General features: G+C 74.8%; 16 protein-coding genes. 10 read left to right on the top strand and 6 right to left on the bottom strand.

From position 1 onward, the window contains the following. The first annotated feature begins 53 nt into the window (after nucleotides 1-53). The 4 genes from PV341_RS25020 to PV341_RS25005 all read left to right on the top strand — a co-directional run bounded on the left by PV341_RS25020 (nucleotide 54) and on the right by PV341_RS25005 (nucleotide 4829). On the top strand, nucleotides 54-1637 hold the full coding sequence (locus tag PV341_RS25020; RefSeq protein ID WP_500324923.1) for an alkaline phosphatase D family protein: 1584 nt from the start codon (nucleotides 54-56) through the stop codon (nucleotides 1635-1637). Nucleotides 1638-2138: 501 nt separating this feature from the next. After that, entirely contained in the window at nucleotides 2139-2744 is a 606-nt protein-coding gene (locus tag PV341_RS25015) for a dihydrofolate reductase family protein (RefSeq protein WP_500359015.1), read from the top strand. 98 nt (nucleotides 2745-2842) lie between these two features. Further along, the gene (locus PV341_RS25010) at nucleotides 2843-3364 is read left to right on the top strand and encodes a DUF1990 domain-containing protein (RefSeq protein WP_500324927.1); all 522 of its coding nucleotides are present in this window, start codon (nucleotides 2843-2845) and stop codon (nucleotides 3362-3364) included. A gap of 76 nt (nucleotides 3365-3440) precedes the next feature. Then, nucleotides 3441-4829: a GNAT family N-acetyltransferase gene (locus PV341_RS25005; RefSeq protein WP_500359014.1), complete on the top strand. Its 1389-nt coding sequence runs from the start codon at nucleotides 3441-3443 to the stop codon at nucleotides 4827-4829. On the opposite strand, the gene PV341_RS25000 is transcribed toward PV341_RS25005, so the two are convergent. Beyond that, nucleotides 4783-5958 (bottom strand): trans-sulfuration enzyme family protein, encoded by a 1176-nt coding sequence (locus PV341_RS25000; RefSeq protein ID WP_500324931.1) that lies wholly within the window; start codon nucleotides 5956-5958, stop codon nucleotides 4783-4785. The genes PV341_RS25005 and PV341_RS25000 overlap by 47 nt on opposite strands. A 59-nt stretch (nucleotides 5959-6017) precedes the next feature. On the opposite strand from PV341_RS25000, the gene PV341_RS24995 reads away from it, so the two are divergent. Both PV341_RS24995 and PV341_RS24990 read left to right on the top strand, forming a co-directional pair. Beyond that, on the top strand, nucleotides 6018-6500 hold the full coding sequence (locus PV341_RS24995) for an Lrp/AsnC family transcriptional regulator (protein WP_089224626.1): 483 nt from the start codon (nucleotides 6018-6020) through the stop codon (nucleotides 6498-6500). Between the two features lie 48 nt (nucleotides 6501-6548). Next, complete coding sequence (locus PV341_RS24990; protein ID WP_500324933.1) at nucleotides 6549-8225, top strand: DUF885 domain-containing protein; 1677 nt, start codon at nucleotides 6549-6551, stop codon at nucleotides 8223-8225. A 56-nt stretch (nucleotides 8226-8281) separates the two neighbouring features. Here the strand turns inward: PV341_RS24990 and PV341_RS24985 are convergent, their stop codons facing one another. Then, the gene (locus PV341_RS24985; RefSeq protein ID WP_500324935.1) at nucleotides 8282-8878 is read right to left on the bottom strand and encodes a hypothetical protein; all 597 of its coding nucleotides are present in this window, start codon (nucleotides 8876-8878) and stop codon (nucleotides 8282-8284) included. Nucleotides 8879-9055: 177 nt separating this feature from the next. On the opposite strand from PV341_RS24985, the gene PV341_RS24980 reads away from it, so the two are divergent. After that, nucleotides 9056-9589 carry a GNAT family N-acetyltransferase gene (locus tag PV341_RS24980; protein ID WP_499510413.1) on the top strand — a complete coding sequence of 178 codons (534 nt, stop codon included), beginning with the start codon at nucleotides 9056-9058 and terminating at the stop codon, nucleotides 9587-9589. A 51-nt stretch (nucleotides 9590-9640) separates the two neighbouring features. Then, on the top strand, nucleotides 9641-10447 hold the full coding sequence (locus PV341_RS24975; RefSeq protein ID WP_500324937.1) for an ATP-grasp domain-containing protein: 807 nt from the start codon (nucleotides 9641-9643) through the stop codon (nucleotides 10445-10447). Nucleotides 10448-10465: 18 nt separating this feature from the next. Here the strand turns inward: PV341_RS24975 and PV341_RS24970 are convergent, their stop codons facing one another. Continuing rightward, entirely contained in the window at nucleotides 10466-11002 is a 537-nt protein-coding gene (locus tag PV341_RS24970) for a rhodanese-like domain-containing protein (RefSeq protein WP_500359012.1), read from the bottom strand. Between the two features lie 94 nt (nucleotides 11003-11096). Here PV341_RS24970 and PV341_RS24965 point away from each other — a divergent pair, with 94 nt between their 5' ends. After that, nucleotides 11097-11546, top strand: a complete 450-nt coding sequence (locus PV341_RS24965; RefSeq protein WP_500324940.1) for an Lrp/AsnC family transcriptional regulator — start codon at nucleotides 11097-11099, stop codon at nucleotides 11544-11546. Here the strand turns inward: PV341_RS24965 and PV341_RS24960 are convergent. Genes PV341_RS24960 through PV341_RS24950 form a run of 3 tightly spaced genes read right to left on the bottom strand, consistent with a single transcriptional unit; the run spans nucleotide 11511 to nucleotide 15927 of the window. After that, complete coding sequence (locus tag PV341_RS24960) at nucleotides 11511-14513, bottom strand: AAA family ATPase (RefSeq protein WP_500359011.1); 3003 nt, start codon at nucleotides 14511-14513, stop codon at nucleotides 11511-11513. The two genes, PV341_RS24965 and PV341_RS24960, sit on opposite strands and share 36 nt — an antisense overlap. Continuing rightward, nucleotides 14513-14767 carry a hypothetical protein gene (locus PV341_RS24955; protein ID WP_500359010.1) on the bottom strand — a complete coding sequence of 85 codons (255 nt, stop codon included), beginning with the start codon at nucleotides 14765-14767 and terminating at the stop codon, nucleotides 14513-14515. The genes PV341_RS24960 and PV341_RS24955 overlap by 1 nt, the downstream gene beginning before the upstream one ends. Beyond that, nucleotides 14767-15927: an exonuclease SbcCD subunit D gene (locus tag PV341_RS24950; RefSeq protein ID WP_500359009.1), complete on the bottom strand. Its 1161-nt coding sequence runs from the start codon at nucleotides 15925-15927 to the stop codon at nucleotides 14767-14769. Before PV341_RS24950 ends, PV341_RS24955 begins: the two co-directional genes overlap by 1 nt. A 192-nt stretch (nucleotides 15928-16119) precedes the next feature. Here PV341_RS24950 and PV341_RS24945 point away from each other — a divergent pair. Then, a partial coding sequence (locus PV341_RS24945) for a serine/threonine-protein kinase (protein WP_500359008.1) occupies nucleotides 16120-17049 on the top strand: 930 nt, incomplete at its 3' end.

The raw sequence follows: 17049 nt of genomic DNA, 5'->3' as shown, positions 1-17049 counted from the left end.
GAACGTGGGGCGGACGCATTCCGGCGTGCGCGGCTGCGACGTGGGAGGTCGGGATGGCGGACGGATCCGGGAGCACGGTCGGGCGGCGGTCGGTGCTGAGGGGCGGGCTGGCGGCCTCCGGGGCGCTGCTGGTGCCCGCGGCGGCCGCGCCCGCGCTGGCCCTGTCGGGGAGGCCGGCGGCGACGTCGGGGGTGCAGACCGGCGACGTCACCGCGTCGGGCGGCCTGGTGTGGGTGCGCGCGGACCGGCCGGCGCGGATGGTGGTGGAGACCTCGGCGACCGGGTCGTTCCGGCACACCCGGCGCTTCCACGGCCCGGTGGTCGGCCCCGGCACCGACTTCACCGGGGTGACCCGGCTGCATGGCCTGCCGTCCGGTGAGCAGGTCCACTACCGGGTGCTGCTGGCCGACCCCGACGACCCGCGCCGCACCGGCGCGCCGGTGACGGGGACCTTCCGCACGGCGCCGGACGCACGGCACGGCGGGGTGCGCTTCGTGTGGTCGGGCGACCTGGCCGGGCAGGGCTGGGGCATCAACCCCGACATCGGCGGCTACCGCATCTTCGACGCGATGGGCGCGGTGGACCCGGACTTCTTCCTGTGCAGCGGTGACAACATCTACGCCGACGGCCCGATCGCGGCGACCCAGGCCCTCCCCGACGGCAGCGCCTACCGCAACGTCACCACGGAGGAGAAGTCCAAGGTCGCCGAGACGCTGGCCGAGTTCCGCGGCAACTTCCGCTACAACCTGCTCGACGAGAACCTGCGGCGCTTCAACGCCCGGGTGCCGTCGGTCATCCAGTGGGACGACCACGAGGTCCGCAACAACTGGTACCCCGGCGAGGTGATCGCCGCCTCGGACCCGCGCTACACCGAGAAGAGCGTGGACGTCCTCGCGGCCCGGGCGCGGCGGGCGTTCGCCGAGTACTTCCCCCTCTCCTCGCTGCGGCCGGACGGCGCCGGCCGGGTGTACCGGGTGCTGCGGCAGGGCCCCCTGCTGGACGTCTTCGTCCTCGACATGCGCACGTACCGCAACTCCAACTCCCCCGACGACCAGGCCCACGACCCGCAGGGCATCCTCGGCCGCGAGCAGTTGGAGTGGCTGAAGCGGGAGCTGTCGCGGTCGCGTGCGGTGTGGAAGGTGATCGCCGCCGACATGCCGCTCGGGCTGGTGGTGCCCGACACCACGGAGGGCCGGCCGAACATCGAGGCCGTCGCGCAGGGCGACCCCGGCGCGCCGCTCGGCCGCGAGCTGCAGATCGCCGAACTGCTGCGGTTCGTCAAGCACCGCAGGATCACGGGCACGGTGTGGCTGACCGCCGACGTCCACCACACCTCGGCGCAGCACTACCAGCCCTCCCGCGCGGCGTTCACGGACTTCGAGCCGTTCTGGGAGTTCGTCTCCGGTCCGCTGAACGCGGGTGCCTTCCCGGCGAGCGCGCTGGACGGCACCTTCGGCCCGGAGCGGGTCTTCGTGAAGGCCCCGACGGCCTCGAACGTCTCGCCCGCCGAGGGCTACCAGTTCTTCGGGCAGGTCGACATCGACGGCCACTCCGGGGACATGACGGTGCGGCTGCGGGAGCAGGACGGCTCGGTGCTGTTCACGAAGGTGCTCCGGGCGGGGCTGGTCGGACAGTAGCCACCGACGGCAGCGGGGGCGGCGACGGGCCGGCGCCCGGCGGTGCGAGCACGCCGCCGGGCGCCGGCCGGTCGCGGCCCCCACGACATCCCGCAGCCCTGCGGATCCCCGGGCCACTCCCCCCTCCCGCACAGGGCGGCGCCCGCGCCGCCGATGACCGCGGGTCCACCGGAGATCGCACCGGGCCGAAGACGCCCCGTGCGCTCGATCGCCGACCCTGCACGAAGACCTCGTCCCGCTGAAGCGGGGGACGAGACCCTCTGCACCAAGGGGACGTCCGGCCTTCCCGAAGGGACGGATCAGTACCTCCCCGGGTCACGCGGCACGGGCATCGTCCAGGCGCTCACGGCCGGTCGGCGGCGGTCGGATTCCATCACGATCCGCAGGGATGTGGTCCAGGTCACCTCGCCTCGCCTCCTCGGCGCGATGATGTCGGGGCAGCGCAACGGTCTCCCTTGCCGTGACGGCGGCGAGTGACGACGAAGACGAGGAGCGAGTCCCATGCGCATCGTGATCACCGAATTCATCAGCCTCGACGGCGTGGTGCAGGCGCCGGGCGGACCGGACGAGGACACCGACGGCGGCTTCGCCAACGGCGGTTGGACGCACCCCTTCTTCGACCCGGAGGTCGTGGGCGGCGCCTTCGACGAGGCGGTCGGCAAGGCCGACGCGCTGCTGTACGGGCGCCGCACGTGGGCGGCGATGGCCGGCGCGTGGCCCCAGCGGGCCGGTGACCCCTTCGCGGACCGGATGAACGCGCTCCCGAAGTACGTCGTGTCCGCCACGCTCGGCGACTCCGAGCTGACCTGGCACAACACCACCCGCATCCCCGGCGGGGAGGCCGTGGCCCGGATCAAGGAGCTGCGGGAGGCCCCCGGCGGCGACGTCGTGGTCATGGGCAGCCCGACGCTCGCGCGCACCCTGCTGAGCGAGGACCTGGTCGACGAACTCCGCCTCATGGTCATGCCCGTGCTCCTCGGCGGCGGCAAGTCGCTCTTCCCCGAGGACGGCGGACTGCGCACCTTCGCACTGGTCTCCACGGTCACCAGCGACAAGGGCGTCAACGTCTGCACCTACCGGCGGGCGGGCGGCGCCCCGGGGGCTTAGCATGTGCAAATCGTCGGGGCAATACGGCGATTTCGAGACCTCGTGGAGCGAGCGGGGAGGGTGCTCCGCGGGCTCCTGAGAACAGGAAGGACGGCGCCGTGACGGGTGGTTTCACCTATGAGCAGGTCGGGGTGACACGGACCGGCGGGCCCACGCCGCCGGGGTTCCACCACCTGCACGAGCGGATCCGGCTCGGCGAGGGCCCCCAGGTGCTGGCCGCGGCCGGGCGGGCGCTGATGGGGTGGCGGATGCACCGGGCGACCGGACTGCGGGTGCCCGCCGGCACCCCGGACGCGGCGCCGGGGGTACGTGTGTCCCTGCGGATCGGCCCGCTGCGCGCGCCGTGCGAGGTGGTGTGGGCGGAACACGGCGCGGAGCGCGTGGGGTTCGCCTACGGGACGCTCCCCGGCCACCCGGAACGCGGCGAGGAGTCGTTCGTGGTGAGCCTCGCGCCCGACGGGTCCGTGTGGCTGGATGTCACGGCCTTCAGTGGACCGGGGGCGTGGTTGGTGCGTCTACTGGGCCCCCTGGGACGCGTCACTCAGCGTGGCATCGCGCGGCGCTACGGCCGGTGCCTACGCAGATTGTCGCAGGACGGAATTGTTGAAAGGGGGAGTTAACCGACATGGAACACCCTTTACCCGTCGGTCACAACGCGTTCGTGATCACGCAACACGAGTTCGGCATGGTGTTTGCATGCGAGAACTGACTTCCGCCACAACCGCCCCCGCCGCCTTCGCGGCCCGGCGGCACCACTGGCGCCGCGACGTGATCGAACTCGCCGCGCTCTTCGTGGCCGTGGCCACCGCCGACCTCATCGCCAATCTCGTCGGGCACGCCCCCGACGGCCCGGCCCTGCTGTGCCTGTCGGCCGCCGCGCTCGTCGCCACGGCCGGCTTCCACACATGGTGGGCACGCCATCACGGTCACTCACCGCCGACAGCCGGGAGCCACAGCGGGAGCCGTACGACGGAGCCGGGGGAAAGCTCCGCCGTGGGCGGACCCGACCCGCGGACGACGTTGTGGCGGGTGCGCACCACCGTGCACGACACGCCGGGCAGCCTCGCCACCCTCTGCACGGCGCTGGCGGGGCGCGGCGTGGACATCCTCACGCTCCAGACGCACCCGCTGGCCGAGGGCACCGTGGACGAGTTCCTGGTCCGCGCCCCGGCCGCACTCGCCCCGGGCGACCTGACGCGGACCGTGGGGGGCGGAGGCGGGCGCGACACCTGGATCGAGCGGGCCGACGCCCACGACCTGGTCGACACCCCGACCCGGGTGCTGAACCTCGCCACCCGCACCGCCATGGACGCCGCCGAACTGCCCCTGGCACTACGCCAGTTGTTCGGCCGCTGCACGATAAGCTCCACCCCGCCCGGTACGGCCGGCCCCGATCCCGCCGAGGGAACCGAGGACACCGAGGACACCCTGGAGGGCACCATCATGCGGCTGCGCGATCCGGCCGGAGGCACCCTCACCGTGGAACGCGCCTACCTCCCGTTCACCCCGACCGAGTTCGCCCGCGCCCGCGCGCTCGTCGAGCTCGACGCGCACCTGGGCACCAGGGTCCCGGAGGACCGTGCGGTGCTCACCCTCCCCGAGGGCAACGAGATCACCGTCCGCCGGGCGGGCCCCGAGGACCTCGAGGCCGCCCGCGAGCTCCACGAGCGCTGCTCCGCCAGGACCCTGACGCGCCGTTACCACGGGCCGGTCGCGGACGTGGACCGCTATCTGACCCACCTGCTCAGCCCCCGCTTCGGGCAGACCCTCGCCGTGCAGACCGTCTCCGGCCGGCTCGTCGCCCTCGGCCACCTGCTGTGGGACGGCGACGAGACCGAGGTCGCCCTGCTGGTCGAGGACGCCTGGCAGCGCCGCGGCATCGGCCTGGAGCTGCTGCGCCGCCTGGTCTCCCAGGCCGTCGACGCGGGGTGCGAGAGCGTCTACGCGGTGACCCGGGCGACCAACACCGGGATGGTCGCGACGATGCGCCGCCTGGGTCTGCCGCTGGACTACCAGGTCGAGGACGGCACGCTGGTCATCACCGCGACGCTGTCACCGGCCGGCGCGAGCGCGTCGCTGCGCTGAGCGCGATGTCGAGGTCCTCCCACAGGTCCTCGACGTCCTCCAGGCCGACGGACAGCCGCAGCAGCCGGTCGCTGACGCCCGAGCTGTGGCGGTCGCCCTCGTCGACGATGCGGTGGCTGATCGAGGCCGGGTGCTGGATGAGGGTGTCGACGCTCCCGAGGCTGACCGCCGGGGTGATCAGCCGGACCCCGGCGATCACCTCGTGCGGGTCGCCCTGGACCTCGAACGCGACCATGGCGCCGCCGATCCGCGGGTAGTGCACCTTCGCCACCCGCGGGTCGGCGGCCAGCCGCTCGGCCAGCGCGGCCGCCGTCGCCGAGGCGGCCTTCACCCGGACCGGCAGCGTGGACAGCCCGCGCAGCAGCAGGTAGCCCGCCAGGGGGTGCAGCACCCCTCCGGTGGCGAAGCGCACCTTGCGCAGCACGCGGGCGAACTCCTCGTCACAGGCGATGACCCCGCCCAGGACGTCGCCGTGGCCGCCCAGGTACTTGGTGGCGCTGTGCAGCACGATCCTGGCGCCGCTCTCCAGCGGGCGCTGCAGGACGGGCGTGGCGAAGGTGTTGTCGACCAGCAGCGGCACCTCGCCGCAGGAGTGGGCGACGGCCCGCAGGTCGACCTCGGCCAGCGTCGGGTTGGCAGGGGTCTCCACGATCACCAGGCCGGTGTCGGGGCGGATGGCGTCGGCGATCCCGGCCGGGTCGGTCCAGGTCACCTCGGTGCCGATCAGGCCCCCGGTCAGGAGGTGGTCGCTGCAGCCGTACAGCGGGCGGACGGCCACCACGTGGCGCAGCCCCATGGAGGCGCGGGCCAGCAGGGTGGCGGTGAGGGCGGCCATGCCGCTGGCGAAGGCCACCGCGGCCTCGGCGCCCTCCAGCCGGGCCAGCGCCGCCTCGAAGCGGGCGACGGTGGGGTTGTCGAGCCGGGAGTAGACCGGCGGGCCGGTCAGCGCGGCACCGGTCACGGCGAAGTCGTCCAGCCGGGCGGCCTCGGCGCGGCTGTCCCGCGAGGGGTAGGTGGTGGACAGGTCCAGGGGAACGGCGTGCAGGCCGAGGTCCGCGAGGTCTTCGCGGCCGGCGTGCACGGCCTCGGTGGCGAGGGCGCGGGTGGGCGCCGATGCTGTCGTGTCCATGGCCCGATGCTGAACAGCTACCGGTCCGTAGCGGGGAGGGCCCGTGTTAACTTCGGCCGATGTCCGATTCTGTGCTTCTGGATCCGGTCGACCTCGAGATTCTGCGGCTCCTGCAGAACGACGCACGGACGACGTACAAGGACCTCGCCGCGGCCGTGGGCGTGGCCCCGTCCACCTGCCTGGACCGGGTCGGCCGGCTGCGCCGCACCGGGGTGATCCTCGGCCATGAGCTGCGGGTCGACCCGGCCCGGCTCGGGCGGCCGCTGGAGGCACTGCTGGCGGTGCAGGTGCGGCCGCACCGCCGGGAGCTGATCGGCCCGTTCGTCGAGCGGGTGCGGGCACTGCCCGAGTCCCGGGCGCTGTTCCACCTCACCGGGCCCGACGACTACCTCGTCCACGTCGCCGTGGCGAGCACCGGCGACCTCCAGCGGCTGGTCGTCGACGAGTTCACCTCGCGGCCCGAAGTCGCGCGCGTGGAGACCCGGTTGATCTTCCAGCACTGGGACTGCGGCCCGCTGCTCCCGCCCACGTCAGGAATATGATCGTCAATGGTGATGACGGAGCAGGCCGCTCCGTACCAGGATGTGACCATGCCCGACACCACCGGCAGTGCGCTGCCCCGCCAGATCGCCGACGCGTACGTCGACGCGGTCACCGAACTCGACCCCATCACCGCCACGTACCTGGGGGTGCGGACCGGTCAGGACCGGCTCCCCGACTTCAGCCCCGCCGGCTTGGAGGCCCAGGCCGAGCTCGCCCGCCGCACCCTGGCCGACGTCGACGCGGCCGAGGCGACGGACGACGACGAGCGCCGCTGCGCCCGGCTGCTGCGCGAGCGGCTCACCGCCGAGCTGGCCGTGCACGAGGCGGGTGAGGGCCTGCGGGCCGTGAGCAACCTGCACTCCCCCGTCCACTCGGTGCGCGGCGTCTTCATGCTGATGCCGACCGGGACCGACGAGGACTGGGCCGCCGTCGCCGCCCGGCTGCGCGCGGTCCCGGAGTCCCTGGCGGGCTACCGGGCCTCCCTGGAGGAGGGCGTCGCCCGCAAGCTGCCGGCCGGGCCGCGCCAGGTCGCCACGGTCATCGAGCAGCTCGGCGAGTGGCTGGGCGAGGACGCAGGAGCGAGCTGGTTCGCGCAGTTCGTGAAGGAGGGCCCGCAGGCCCTGCGGTCCGAGCTGGACGGCGGTGCCGCCGACGCCACCGCGGCCGTCGCCGGCCTGCGCGACTGGCTGCGCGACACCTACGCCCCCGCCGTCGAGGGCACCCCGGACGCCGTCGGCCGCGAGCGGTACGCCCGCTGGGCCCGCTACTGGACCGGCTCCGACCTCGACCTGGACGAGGCGTACGCCTGGGGCTGGGAGGAATTCCGGCGCCTCGACGCCGAGATGCGCGTCGAGGCGGAGAAGGTGCTGCCCGGCTCCACCCCGCTGGAGGCGCTGGCCCACCTGGACGAGGCCGGCGAGGCCGTCGAGGGCGTCGACGAGGTCCGCGACTGGCTGCAGGGCCTGATGGACGAGGCCATGGCCGCGCTCGACGGCACCCACTTCGACCTGGCCGAGCCCGTCAAGCACGTCGAGTCCCGCATCGCCCCGCCCGGCAGCGCCGCCGCGCCGTACTACACGGCCCCCTCCCTGGACTTCTCCCGGCCGGGCCGCACCTGGCTGCCCACCCTGGGCCGCGAGCGGTTCCCCGTCTGGGACCTGGTCAGCACCTGGTACCACGAGGGCGTCCCCGGCCACCACCTGCAGCTCGCGCAGTGGGTGTACGTCGCGGACCGGCTCAGCCGCTACCAGGCGACCCTCGGCCAGGTCAGCGCCAACGCGGAGGGCTGGGCCCTGTACGCCGAGCGCCTCATGGACGAACTCGGCTTCCTGACGGACGCGGGGCGCCGGCTGGGCTACCTCAACGCGCAGATGCTGCGGGCCACCCGCGTCATCCTGGACATCGGCATGCACCTGGAGCTGGAGATCCCGCAGGACAGCCCGTACCGTCCGGGCGAGACCTGGACGCCGGAGCTGGGGCGTGAATTCTTCGGGCGCTTCAACGGGCTCAGCGACGCCATGCTCGACAGCGAGATCATCCGCTACCTCGGCATGCCGGGGCAGGCCATCGGCTACAAGCTGGGCGAGCGCGCCTGGCTCGCCGGGCGCGAGGCCGCCCGCAAGGCCCACGGTGACTCCTTCGACCCCAAGGCCTGGCACATGGCCGCGCTGTCGCAGGGCTCCCTGGGCCTGGACGACCTCGTCGACGAGCTCTCGAAGCTCTAGCGGTCACCCGTCCTCCCCCGGGGCCGGCCCGGGGGAGGACACCGTACGCCGCCCCTTCACCGCTCCGGGTCGGGCCAGGCCGCCACGAGCGCCCGGTAGTCGGCGAAGCGGGGGCCGGGGACCGTCTCCCGCACCGGCCGGCCGTTCAGCCAGTCCATCCGGTGGATGCCGGTCTCGGTGTCGAGCAGGCAGCACACTCCCCCGGCTGCGGCCGTGAGGCCGGTGAACACCGACCGGACGCTCGCGGACCGCTCGAACATCAGGCTCATCCGGGTGGTCGCCGCCGTGAACTCCAGCGTCGCGTAGTGGGGGTGGAGCGCGGGCGCGAACCGGACCGTCAGGTAGACGTAGCCGATCGGGACCCTCCCGAGCGCGTCGGGCTCGGGGTCCCGGTCCTCCAGGAACGCGCGCACGGCGTCGTCCACCCCGAACATGATCGAAGTGTCGAGCCCCAGCGTGCCGCTCCCGGAGCAGTCCACCGGCTCGCTCCGGAAATGGGACGTGAAGGGGACGACGATGCCCTCCCCGCCGGGCAGGGTGACCGTCAGCGGCGGCACCTGCGAGGCCGGCGGCGCCAGCTGCACCAGCTCCGCCAGCGCGGCGGCGACGTTCCTGCCCGGCAGGACGATCTCGTAGGTGTAGTCGAGCCCCATGCGCATCCCTCCCCTGAGCGGCACCGATCCTGCCACGCCGGACCGTCGGCAGCCCGCGGATTTCCCGCGGGGCACGCCGCCGCCCGGTGCCTGCCCGCGATGCCCGCCCCGGCGCGGGACCCGCCCGCGGGGAGCGGCGGGGGTGGATAGGGTGAGTCGCATGGGGGTGTCACGCGGATGATTCCGAATGCTGCGCGGGAAGACGGCCGCCTGGTGCTGACGCACGGGCGGGTGGTGCTGAGGGAGCAACTGCCGGAGGAAGCGGCGCAGTTGGCCGACGGCAAGCCGGCCGGGCTGGAGTGGATCGACGGCGGGCCGGGCGAGGGCACGATCATCGCGGCCGGGATGATGACGATCGCGGCGGCCGCCGCGGTGTACGCCCCGGGGTGGGGGCTGTTCGTGATCCAGCGGACGGACGACGGCCTCGCGCTCGGCGGCATCGGCTTCCACGGCCCGCCCTCCGCCGTCGACGGCCTGGTGGAGATCGGCTACGACCTGTCGGAGTCCGCGCGCGGCGTGGGCTGGGCGACGGACGCCGTACTGGTGCTGTCCCGGTGGGCGCTGAGCCGTGCCGAGGTGCGCACCGTGCTGGCGACCACGGATCCGGGCAACCGCGCCTCGCAACGGGTGCTGGAGCGGGCCGGTTTCGGGCGGGTCGCGGACCGGGACGCCCAGTGGGCGTACGAGCTGCGGCCGGCCGGGGTGGTGTGACGGCGTAATGCGCTGTCGCGGCACCCGCCGGGTGCGCCACCATCGTTGACCGTGAACACCGTGCACCCGTCCCGGACCCTCTTCCTCTCGCCGCGCGTGACCGCCACCGGCCATGCGCTCGCCGCGGCCGCCCACCGGCGCGGCATGGCGACGCGTACCCTCCCCACGTGGCGGGTGCCGCAGTACGCGCTCGACGCCGTGGGCCCGTCGCTGTACGCGGGGCCGCTCTTCGCGGACGCGGTGGCGGCGGACCTGGGCCTGGGGCTGCTGGAGGCCGACGAGGACTGGCTGGCCCGGCTGCCGTGCGAACTCGTGGGGCGGCGGATCGAGTTCACGACCCTGGCGGAGGCCCGCGGGCTGCGCCGGCCCGCCTTCGTGAAGCCGCCGAACGACAAGAGCTTCCCGGCCCGTGTGTACCCCGACGGCAGCGGCCTGCCCGGTCCGGACGCGGTGGACGACGACGCCCCCGTGCTGGTGAGCGACATCGTGGCGTTCGCCGTCGAGTACCGGCTGTTCCTGCTGGACGGCGAGGTCGTCACGGGCAGCCGCTACGCGACCCGCGGCGGCCTGGACGTGGCGCCCCTGGACGGCGACCCGGCGGCCGGCGAGGTGCGGGACTTCGCCCGACGGCTGTTCGCACCCGGCGTGCCGGAACTGCCCGGCGCGGTCGTGGTCGACGTCGGCAGGACCGCGGACGGGTGGGCGGTGGTCGAGGCCAACGCCGCCTGGGCGAGCGGGCACTACGCGTGCGACGCCGACGCCGCGCTGGACGTCGTCCTGCGGGCCGCGGCGCCGCTCGCCGGGTGGGGTCCGCGGGACCGCCGGTTCCTGCGCCCGGCCGTCTCCGTGGTCCGCTGAGGCCGCCGCGCGGCGGCCTCAGCAACCGCAGTCGTCGGCGCCCACGGGCGCGGTCAGCGGGTCGGCCGGACGCCGTGAGGTGCCGTCTGCCGTCTCGTGGGCGAAGCCCTCGCGGATCCAGTACTCCATGCCGCCGAGCATCTCCTTGACCTGGTAGCCCAGGCTCGCCAGGGCGTGCGCGGCGCGGGCGGCGCCGTTGCAGCCGGGCCCCCAGCAGTACACGACGACGGGCACGTCGCGGTCGAGGAAGGCCGCGGCGAGCCGGGGGACGTCCGCGGTGGGCAGGTGGACGGCTCCGGGGACGTGGCCCTGCTCCCAGGCCTGGGTGGAACGGGAGTCGACGACGACGAAGCCGGGTCCGGTGCCGCTCTCCGCCGCCGTGGCGAGGGCGGCCGCGACGTCGGACACGTCGGCGTGGAAGGCGAGGCTCGCGGCGAAGTACGCGGCGGCGTCGGCCGGAGCGGCGGGCGGGACGCGCAGCACGGGGTTGCCGGCCGGAGCGGAGGCAGAGGTGGAGGCAGAGGTGGAGGCGGAGGCGGCGGTCTGTGTCGTCATGGCGGTAAATCTACGAGCCGCCGACGCCCGCCTGAAGGGTCGTTCCCCGGCGTCCGTCTTGCCCGACCGGGGAAACCACTGGTACTCAAGGGGAATGACCGTGGATTCCCTCGACGCCACCGACTGGCGCATCCTGGACGCCCTGCAGCGCGACGGCCGGGCCAGCTACGCAGAACTGGCGCGTGCCGTGTCGATGTCACCGAGCGCGGTGACCGAGCGGGTCCGCCGGCTGGAGGAGGCGGGGGTGATCGCGGCGTACACGGCCGTCGTGGACCTGGAGCGGATCGGCCGCCCGATCATGGCGTTCGTCCGGCTGCGCTACCCGCACGGCAACTACAAGCCGTTCCACGATCTGCTGGAGTCGACCCCGGAGATCCTGGAGGCCCACCATGTGACGGGCGACGACTGCTTCATCATGAAGGTCACCGCCCGCTCGATGCGTCACCTGGAGGAGATCACCGGCCGCGTCTCGGGCCTCGGCTCGGTGACGACGAGCGTCGTCTACTCGTCACCGCTCGCCCGCCGTGCGGTGGCGGAGGGCTGACCCCCGCTGCCCCTTGACCACCTGCAACTGGGCGGGGACGCGCTGCCGGAGCTCGGCCACGTGGCTGACGATGCCGACGGCGCGGTCGCGTTCGCGCAGCCCGTCGAGGACGTCCAGCACCTCGTCCAGGGTCTGCTCGTCGAGGCTGCCGAAACCCTCGTCGACGAAGAGCGTGTCGAGGCGGGCGCCGCCCGACTCGTCCGTGACGACGTCCGCGAGACCGAGGGCGAGGGCGAGGGAGGCGAAGAAGGTCTCGCCGCCGGAGAGCGTGGCGGTGTCGCGCTCGGTGCCCGTCCAGGAGTCCACGACCATCAGCCCCAGGCCCGACTTGACGTTGCGTGAGGCACGGGCGTCGGTGTGGACGAGGGTGTAGCGCCCGGAGGACATCCGGTGCAGCCGGACGCTGGCCGCGGCCGCGACCTGTTCCAGCCGGGCGGCCAGCACGTAGGTCTCCAGTTCCATGCGCAGCGTGTTCTCGCCGGCGCCGGTGGCCAGGTCCGCCAGGCGTCGCAGCCGCGCGTACTCCTCACGGGCCGGGGCGAGCGCCCTGGTACCGCGCAGCGCCTCGGCCCGCAGCCGGTCGAGGGCGTCGCGGGTCGTGTGCGCGGCGGACTGGCGGGCGGCGGCCCCGCGCAGCCGTACGGTGGCGGTCTCGACGGCCCGCCGGGCCGCGTCGGGGTCGGCCGGGGGCAGCGCGGCGGCCTCGGCCAGGTCGAGAGCGGTGAGTTCGGCAGTGACCGCGGCCTCCTCGCGGCGCCACTCCTCCGCCCGTTGCCGCAGCCGCCGCAGTTCCGTCTCCGGCTGTACGGCGGCGGCCGCCGCCTCGGGCGTGGGGAAACCGGCCTTGTAGGCGGCGTCGGCCAGGTCGGAGTCCGCCTCCTTCAGCGCGCGGGCGCAGTCCTGCCCGGCGCGGGCCGCCCCGGCCGCGGTGGCGGCGCGCTCGGCGTCCGCCGCGAGCCGGGCGCGGCGCTCGGCGACGGTGGCGTACGGGCCGCGGGCCCGCGCCAGCCGGGCGGTGAGCTCGGAGTCCTCCTGGTCGAGGAGCTCCCGGCGGGTGGTGAGGGAAGCGAGCCGGTTCTCGGCCTCGTTGCGGTCCGCGGAGCGGCGGGCGTGCTCCGCGAGGGCCCGGTCGAGCGCCTGGCGCGCCTCGGGGGCCCGCGCGGCGGCCCGCACGGCGGCCCGGTACTCCTCTTCCAGCGCGGCGTGCGCGGCGGCGAGTTCGGGCTGCGGCTCCGGTCCCGCGGCGGCGAGGGCCGCGTCGTGGGCCGCGGTGAGGCGTACGACCTGGTCCTGCGCGGTGTCCCGGATGGCGGCGGCCCGCTGCTGGGCCTCCTGCGCGGCCTCCTCGTCGGCGCGGCCCACCTGGCGGCCGGTGGGGCGGGCGGGGTGCGGGTGCTCGGTGGCGCCGCAGACCAGGCAGCCCTCACCGGGGCTGAGCTGCGCGGCCAGTTCGGCGGCGATGCCGTTGATGCGGGCCTCGCGCACGTCCTGCCAGTGGTCGCGGGCGTCGGCGGCGGCGTCGCGTGCGGCGCGCAGCCGGTCCTGCGCGGCGAGCAGCGCGGTGGCGTGGGTGTCGCGTTCGCGGGCGGCGTCGAGGCGGCGGCGGGCCCGGTCGACGGCGCCGGAGAGTTCGGCGGCGCGGGTGGCGGCGGACTGAGCGGTGTCGACGGCGCGTTCGTGGCCGAGGCGTGCGGCCTCCCAGCCGTCCAGCCAGGCGGCCGTGTCGGCGATCAGCCGCTCGTCCTCGGCGGCCTCGCGCTCCACCCGCCCTCGGTCGTGGGCCAGTTCGGCGGCGCGCTGCTCGGCCCGGCCGGCGTCGGCGAGGCCGCCCAGCTCCTCGCGGAGCCGGTTCTCGTACTCCGCGAGCTGTTCGGCGCCCGCCTCGTACTGCTCGGCGGGCAGGCCCGCGCGGGCGGTGCGCTCCTCGACGGCCGCACGGGCCTGCCGGGCGGCGGCCCGCTCGCGCAGTTCCAGGGCGGGCACCACGGTCGCGGCCCGCTCCGCCGTCTCCAGCAGCCGCTGTTCGCGGGCGCGGGTCTCGCGCTCGCCGGCCATGTCACGGGCGCGGCGCTCGGCCGCGGCGTGCCGGCGCTGCCGGACGGCGAGTTCGCGTACCGCCTCGGCCTCGCGCTGGGCCTGCTCGTGCGCGCCCTCGGCGGCGGTCACGGCGAGGTCGGCGACGTCGACGCGTTCGTGAGCGGTGGTGGCCAGCACGGCCGCCCAGCGCAGGATGTGCGGGGCCAGTTCCGGGTCGCCGGCCGCGACGCCCTCCGGCAGCGGCCCGACCAGGGCCTCCGGGTCGTCCCCGGCGGCCTGGCCCATGCGCTCGGCGAGCCGCTGCAGTTCGTCGTCCCCGGCGGCGACCCGCTGCTCGGCGGCCCGCCGCCGGGCCCGCAGCCACTCCTCGACGGCCTTGAAACGGCCGGTGTCGAAGAGCTTGCCGAGCAGGGCGGCCCGGTCGGTGGCGGTGGCCCGCAGGAAGGTCGCGAACTCGCCCTGGGGCAGCAGCACGACCTGGCAGAACTGCTCCCGGCTCATGCCGATGAGCTGCTTCAACTCCTCGCCGGCCTCCTGGTGGGACTTGCTGAGCGCCCGCCACTCCCCCGCCGTGTGCTCGCGCAGCAGGGTGACGGCCTTCTCCATCGTGTAGCCGGTGCCGCGCTTCTTCGGGCGCGGCTGCTCGGGGCGCCGGGTGATCTCCAGCCGCCGTCCGCCCACGGTCAGGTCGAGCACGACCTCGGTGAGCGTGTCCTCCCCGGCGTGGTCGCTGCGTAGCCGGTTGCCCTGCCGGCTGCCGGGGACCCCGCCGTACAGGGCGAAGCACACCCCGTCCAGCACGGAGGTCTTGCCGGCGCCGGTCGCGCCGTGCAGCAGGAACAGCCCGGCCGAGGACAGCTCGTCGAAGTCCACGGTGTGGCTGCCGGCGAACGGCCCGAAGGCGGTCAGGATCAGACGGTGCAGGCGCATCAGTCGGTCTCCGCCCGTACGGCATCGCTGCGGACCGCGTCGAACGCGTCCCGCAGGACACCCCGCTCCGCGGCGTCGGGCCCGGTACCCGGCCGCACGCGGCGCCGGGCAGACGCCGGCCGCCCACCGCCCACGGTGGAGCCGAGCACGACGGCGGCGTGATCGCCGCGCGGCCGAGCGCCGCACCGAGCGCCGACCGCCCGGCCGGCGGCGAACGCCCCGAGGGCGGTCAAGGTCAGACGGTGCAGGCGCATCAGTCGGTCTCCGCCCGTACGGCATCGCTACGGACCGCGTCGAACGCGTCCCGCAGGACACCCCGCTCCGCGGCGTCGGGCCCGGTGCCGCGCACGTGGGTCACGAAGTCCTCGGCGATCTGCCGGTCGGTACGGCCGCGCAGGCGCTGCGCGTACGAGGCGTGGGGGTCGGCGTCCGTGCGCTCGGGCTCGAAGGCCAGCGCGAGGGCGTGGGGGAAGCGTTTGCGCAGGCGGGCCATGGGCTCGTGCGGGCGGTGCGGGTCGGTGAGGGTGGCCTCGACCCAGGAGTCCTCGTGCCGTTCGTGCGCCGGGCCCTCCAGCAGCTCCTCCAGGTGGCCGCGAATCCGGGCGAGCGGCCGGGGCACGGGGCAGTCGACCCGCTCGGCGGACACGGAGCCGTCGGCGCCGAGGTCGACCAGCCACATGCTCTTGCGGTGGTCGGCCTCGGAGAAGGAGTACGCCAGCGGGGAGCCGGAGTAGCGGACACGGTCGGTGATCGTCTGGCAGCCGTGGAGATGGCCGAGGGCCACGTAGTCGGCGCCGTCGAAGACGCCCGCGGGCACGGCCGCCACACCGCCGACGGTGATGTCCCGCTCGCTGTCGCTGGGCGCGCCGCCCGCGACGAAGGCGTGCGCCAGCACGACCGAGCGGGTGCCCGCGGGGCGTGCGGCCAGGTCCGCGCGGACCCGCGCCATGGCGGCGCTCAGCACCTCGGTGTGCCCGGCCCGGTCGAGGGTGAACTCCTCGCGCACCAGGGCCGGTTCGAGGTAGGGCAGCCCATACAGGGCGACCGGCCCGTGCGCGTCGGCGAGCACGACCGGCGTCGCGCACCCGGCCGGGTCGGTCCGCAGGTGGATCCCGGCGCGGTCGATGAGCCCGGAGGCCACACCGAGCCGGCGGGCCGAGTCGTGGTTGCCGGAGATCATCACCGTGGGCACGCCGAGGGCGGCGAGCCGGTGCAGGGCGTCGTCGAAGAGCTCGACGGCGGGCAGCGAGGGCAGCGCCCGGTCGTAGACGTCGCCGGCGACGAGGACGGCGTCGACGCCCTCCGCCCGCACCGTCGCCACCAGGTGGTCGATGAACGCCGCCTGGGCGTCGAGCAGTCCGACCCGGTGGAAGGACCGCCCCAGATGCCAGTCGGAGGTGTGCAGCAACCTCACCGTGGCTCTCCCGCCCGCATGTTCCGTTCCTCCGGCTCACGTTCCGCATGCTCCGCACGGGCCCCGGTGTCCCCACCGGTCCCGTAGGCTCCGAGAGCAGGCTATCCGGCACCACTGTCAGCGCGCCGCGGGAGTCCGAATTCGGGCAAGGTCGGTCAAGCCGTGTTCCCGCCCGCCCGTACGATAACCGCCATGACGGCGAGCGACTCCGGCAGACGACTGATCGACGGCCGCTTCGAGCTGCTGGAACGACTGGGCGGCGGCGGCATGGGCCTGGTCTGGCGGGCCCGCGACACCGCCCTGCACCGCGAGGTCGCCCTGAAGGAAGTACGGCCGCCCGACCCGGACTTGGCCGAGACCGACCCCGAGGCGGCGGCGAAACTGCGGGAGCGCGTGCTGCGCGAGGCCCGCGCGCTGGCCCGGGTGCACCACCCCAATGTCGCCACGATCCACCACATCGTGGACAGGACGGACCTCCCGCACCCGTGGCTGGTGATGGAGCTGGTGACCGGCGGCTCCCTGCAGGACCGGCTGGCCCGCGGCCCGCTGACCCCGCCGGAGGCGGCCGCGGTCGGCCGCGGGGTACTCGCGGGGCTGCGCGCCGCGCACGCGGTCGGGGTCCACCACCGCGACGTGAAGCCCGCGAACGTGCTGCTGCGGCCCGGCATGACACCGGTGCTCACCGACTTCGGCATCGCCACGCTCCGCGACTCGACACGGCTGACGACCACCGGCGGCCTCATCGGCTCGCCCGAGTACATCGCCCCCGAGCGCATCCGCGGCGAGGAGGGCAACCCCGCCTCCGACCTGTGGTCGCTCGGCATGCTGCTGTACGTCGCGGTGGAGGGCGTCCACCCGCTGCGCCGCGAGACCAGCATCGCCACGCTCGTCGCCGTCCTCGACGAGCCCCTCCCGCCCCCGGTGCGGTCGGGGCCGCTCGCCCCCGTGCTCACCGCCCTGCTCGTGCGGGACGCCGCCGCCCGGCCCGATGCCGACCGGCTCGACCGGATGCTCTCCGACGTCGAGCGCGGCACGCCGCCCGCTCCCGCGCCCATGGACGCGGCGCCCCCCGGTTTCGGTCCCGCCCCGGCCTCGTACCCGCCGTTGGCTCCCCACCCGTAC

Origin of the sequence: Streptomyces sp. PA03-1a, assembly GCF_033792805.1 — a bacterium.
GTDB lineage: Bacteria > Actinomycetota > Actinomycetes > Streptomycetales > Streptomycetaceae > Actinacidiphila.
This window is presented reverse-complemented; position numbering and strand designations above follow the sequence as displayed.